Source organism: Candidatus Hydrogenedentota bacterium (assembly GCA_012730045.1).
Lineage (GTDB): Bacteria > Hydrogenedentota > Hydrogenedentia > Hydrogenedentales > CAITNO01 > JAAYBR01.
Window position 1 is genome coordinate 1 of sequence record JAAYBR010000126.1, and the last position, 4,460, is coordinate 4,460.

A 4,460-nucleotide genomic window follows, 5' to 3' on the forward strand; every position below is an offset into this window, starting at 1 on the left:
AAAGCGGCGTCGTTGCCGCCGCACTCCAAAAGGAGACGCCGCGCGCCCCTCCCGTCTCGCCACGGCTTCGGCACCCTCCATCGCCCAAACCGCGCGCCCCCTGGGCTCGCCAAGCTCCAGCTTGGCCTCTTGGGTTCTTCCGCGCGGGCCTGTTTAATCCGTGTTTCCCCGAAAGCCAAGCTGGAGCTTGGCGATCCCAGGGGCACGGCCGCTCCAGCGAACCCGGTACTTTCTTAGCAGGAGCGCAGCGACTGCGGCGATCTCGTGCCCGCCAAGGCTTCGGTTCTTGCGACGTCGTATCCGGCGATCAGGGGTAGACAGTCGCGTTTTGCCGGGAAATGTGGTATCGTATGGGCCTGCGGAGGCCGGACGCACCAATTGGCGTCCGCGCAGGGTCACATGGGCGTGGGAGTCGCCGTCCGCCGCGCCGGCGGGCCGGCGCGCGGCCGGGCAGGCCCGGTGCGCCGAAAAACCGCGGGATTCATTCAAGGGCCAGGCATCATTCTTCCGGGAGAGCACGCTTCCTGATGAAAAAAATACACAAGACCGCCATCATCCACAAGGGCGCCGAGCTGGCGCCGGATGTTGAAGTCCAGCCGTACACCATCATCGAGGACCAGGTCGTCATCGGTCCGGGCTGCGTGATCGGCCCCCACTGCGTGATCGGCGCGGGCACCCGCATGGGGGCCAACAACCGCACCTTCAGCGGGGCGCAGATCGGCGTGCCGCCGCAGGACCTGAAGCACCTGCACGACTCGGTGGGCCGCACGGTCATCGGGGACGGCAACGTCTTCCGGGAGATGGTGACCGTCAGTTCGGGCACGGTGTACAGCGTGGAGGAGGCCGGCAAGAAGGCCACCACCATCGGCAGCGGGTGCCTGTTCATGGCCTGCACGCACGTCGCCCACGACTGCCACCTCGGCGACCGGGTCATCATGTCCAACGGCGCGGCGCTGGCGGGCCATGTGACCGTGCAGGCCGGGGCCATCCTCGGGGGGCTCGTCGGCATCCACCAGTTCTGCGTCATCGGGACGCTGTCGTTCATCGGGGGCATGTCGCGCGTGAGCATGGACGTGCTGCCGTACATGATCATGGAGGGGCACCCGGCGCGGTGCGTCGGGCCCAACACGGTCGGACTGGAGCGGAACGGCCTCATAAAGGAGGCTGTTTCGCGCATCCGGCGCATGCACAAGATCATTTTCCGCTCGGGCCTCAACATGGACCAGGCGGTGGCGGCCGTCCTTGAGCAGGTGGCGGACTCCCCGGAGCGGCAGACCATTCTCGACTTCATCCGCAACTCGGAGCGGGGCGTCTCCCGGTAGGCGGCCCCGCCTCCACAACCGCAGACGCGCGGCCCCCCGGGGCCGAACACAACAGGGCGTTTCGCATCATGGGCACACTGCGGGCCGGCGTTGCCGGCGTCGGACACCTGGGCTACCACCACGCGCGCATCTACGCCGCCATGGAGAACGTGGAGCTGGTCGGCGCCGCCGACCCCAGCCCCGAACGCCGCGAAAAGGCGGCGGCGGACTTCGGCGCGCCGGGCTTTGCGGACCTCGACGGCCTGATCGCCGCGAAGCCGGACATCGTGTCCGTGGTCACCCCCACGGAGGGACACCACGCGGCGACCATGCGCCTCTTGGGCGCGGGCATCCACGTGCTGGTGGAGAAGCCCATCGCCGCGACCTCGGCCCAGGCCGGGGAGATGGTGGCGGCGGCCCGTGACGCGGGGCGCATTCTCCAGGTGGGCCACATCGAGCGGTTCAACGCGGCGGTGCAGGCGCTCTTCGAGGGCATCCACGCCCCCCGGTTCATCGAGTGCCACCGCCTGAGCCCCTACCCCAACCGCAACAGCGACGTGAGCGTGGTGCACGACCTCATGATCCACGACCTGGACATCGTGCTGTGCCTCGCGCAGTCCGAGGTGGTGTCGGTGGACGCCGTGGGCGTCCCCGTGTTCTCCTCCTGCGAGGACATCGCCAACGCGCGGCTGCGCTTCGCCTCCGGCTGCGTGGCCAACCTCACCAGCAGCCGCGTCTCCCTGGAGGGCATGCGGAAAATCCGCATCTTCGAGGACAACGCCTACGTCTCCACGGACTACAGCGCCCAGCAGGTACTGGTGTACCGCAAGAAGCCCGGTCCGCTGCCCGAGGGGGAGAACCCTATGGCGTCCATCACCGTGGACCCCCTTCCGGTCACGCGGGAGGAGCCGCTGCTGCGGGAACTCCAGGCCTTTGTGCGCGCCGTGACCCTCGGCGAGAACCCCGCCGTGACGGGCGAGGACGGCCTGCGCGCCCTGCGCCTGGTCGAGGACATTGTGGAACAGATCAGGAGCCACCGGTGACACGTCTCTTCTTCGTGGCGGGGGAATCTTCGGGGGACATCCACGGGGCCAATCTCCTCCGCGCGCTGCGCGCCGCCCGGCCCGGCTGGGAGTTCGAGGGGCTGGGGGGCGCGCGAATGGCCGCGGCGGGCATGACGCTCCGCCACGATCTCGCCGGAAGGGCCATCATGGGCTTCGCCGAGGTGGTCCGGTCCCTCTCCTTCCTCCGAAGACTCTTCAACGAGACCCGCGCCCGGCTCGCCGAAACCCGCCCGGACGCGCTGGTGCTGGTGGACTACCCCGGCTTCAACCTGCGCCTCGCCGAAGAGGCGAAAAAGCTCGGCATCCCCGTTGTCTACTACATCAGCCCGCAGGTGTGGGCGTGGAAAAAGCGCCGCATCCACACCATCGCCCGCGTGGTGGACAAAATGCTCGTCATCCTCCCCTTCGAGGAGGAATTCTACCGCCGGGCGGGCGTGCCCTGCGTCTACATCGGCCACCCGCTGCTGGACCATGTGGAACGTGCCGCAATCCCCGAAGCCTCCCCCGCACCGGAAGCCCCGGTCGTCGGCCTGCTGGCCGGCAGCCGCGAGATGGAGCTCCGGCGCATCGCACCGGTCATGATCGAAACCGCCCGGCGACTGCTGGATCAGGTGCCCGGGGTGGTCTTCGAGGCCCCCTGCGTGAACGAGGAGCGCGCCGCCCAGCTCCGGGCCCTCGCCGGGAGCCTGCCCCTCACGGTGCGCATCGGCGCCATGGCGGAGGTGCTCTCGCGGGCGAGGTGCTGCATGGTGGCGTCGGGCACGGCCACCCTGGAAACCGCCCTCTTCGGCGTGCCCATGGTGATCGTCTACCGCATGAACCCCCTCACCTACCAGCTCGCGCGGCGGCTGGTGAAGGTGGAGCACATCGGCATCGTCAATCTGCTCGCGGGGCGGCGCGTCGCGCCGGAGTTTGTGCAGCAGGAGGCCTCCCCGGAGCGCCTGCTGCCGGCGGTGGCGGAGCTGCTGGCGGATTCGCCCGCCAGGCGCGCCATGCTCGACGGCTTCCGCGAGGTGCGGGACCTCCTGGGCGGCCCGGGCGCATCGGCGCGCGCGGCCGCGGAAATCGTGCAACTGGTGGAGGAACGGAAACATGGGTGAGCGCATCTTTCTCGTGGACGCCATGGCCTTCGCGTTCCGGTCCTTCCACGCCATCAAGACCACCCTGACGGACCCGGAGGGGCGGCCCACCAACGCCGTCTACGGCTTCACGCGCATCCTGATGAAGCTGCTGCGGGAGCACAACCCGTCCCACATCGCCGTGGTCTTCGACGCCCCCGGCCCCACCTTCCGCGACGAGCTGTTCCCTGAATACAAGGCCACCCGCCGCGAGACGCCCCCCGAGCTCAAGGAGCAGTTTCCCCGGATGCACGACGTGGTCCGCGACATGAGCCTCCCCCTCCTCTGCGTGCCCGGCGTGGAGGCCGATGACGTCATCGGCACCCTGGCGCGGCGCGCGGAGGAGGCGGGCATGGAGGCCGTGCTGGTCAGCGGCGACAAGGACCTGCTTCAGCTCCTGTCGGAACGGGTCCGCATGTTTGATCCCGGCAAGGGGGAAGACGGTGTCTGGTACGGGCCGGAAGAGGTGCGGGAGCGTTTTGGCACCGACCCGGCCCATGTGGTGGACGCGCTGGCGCTCATCGGCGACACGGCGGACAACGTGCCGGGCGTGCGCGGCATCGGCGACAAGACGGCGCAGAAGCTCATGGCGCAGTACGGCTCCCTGGAGGGGCTCTACGCGCGTCTGGACGACCTGAAGGGCAAGCAGCGCGAGAATCTGGAGAGCGACCGCGACCAGGCCTTCAAAAGCCGCGTGCTCGTGACCATCAAGACGGACGTGGACCTGCCGGAGGACATTCCCGGGCTGGTTCGGACTCCCTGGGAGCCGGAGCGCCTGCGGGCGCGCTTCCTGGAACTCGGGTTCGACTCGCTGGCCGGGGAGACCGGCGCCCCCCCCGCGCCCGAGGAGCCGGAGGAGGAAACGGACTACCGCCTGGTGCTGGACCGGGAGACCCTCGACCGCGCCCTGGGCGAGATGCGCGCCGCCGGCGGCTTCGCCGTGGACACGGAGACCACCAACATAGACCCCATGCTGG

General features: G+C 69.3%; 4 protein-coding genes. All 4 read left to right on the top strand.

Going from position 1 to position 4,460, the window contains the following annotated elements; genetic code table 11:
• The first annotated feature begins 527 nt into the window (after positions 1-527).
• Positions 528-1,322, top strand: coding sequence for an acyl-ACP--UDP-N-acetylglucosamine O-acyltransferase (gene lpxA, locus GXY15_13830; protein NLV42287.1), 795 nt, complete (start codon positions 528-530; stop codon positions 1,320-1,322).
• A gap of 68 nt (positions 1,323-1,390) precedes the next feature.
• Entirely contained in the window at positions 1,391-2,344 is a 954-nt protein-coding gene (locus GXY15_13835; protein NLV42288.1) for a Gfo/Idh/MocA family oxidoreductase, read from the top strand.
• A complete protein-coding gene (gene lpxB / locus GXY15_13840) occupies positions 2,341-3,465 on the top strand; it encodes a lipid-A-disaccharide synthase (GenBank protein NLV42289.1) in 1,125 nt (374 codons plus the stop codon). Before GXY15_13835 ends, lpxB begins: the two co-directional genes overlap by 4 nt.
• A partial coding sequence (locus GXY15_13845; GenBank protein ID NLV42290.1) for a DNA polymerase I occupies positions 3,458-4,460 on the top strand: 1,003 nt, incomplete at its 3' end. The genes lpxB and GXY15_13845, both read left to right, overlap by 8 nt.

Bases quoted from the DNA above. Each gene is read 5' to 3' on its own strand.
- GXY15_13835 (NLV42288.1), top strand. From the start codon at position 1,391: ATGGGCACACTGCGGGCCGGCGTTGCCGGCGTCGGACACCTGGGCTAC.
- lpxA (NLV42287.1), top strand. From the start codon at position 528: ATGAAAAAAATACACAAGACCGCCATCATCCACAAGGGCGCCGAGCTG.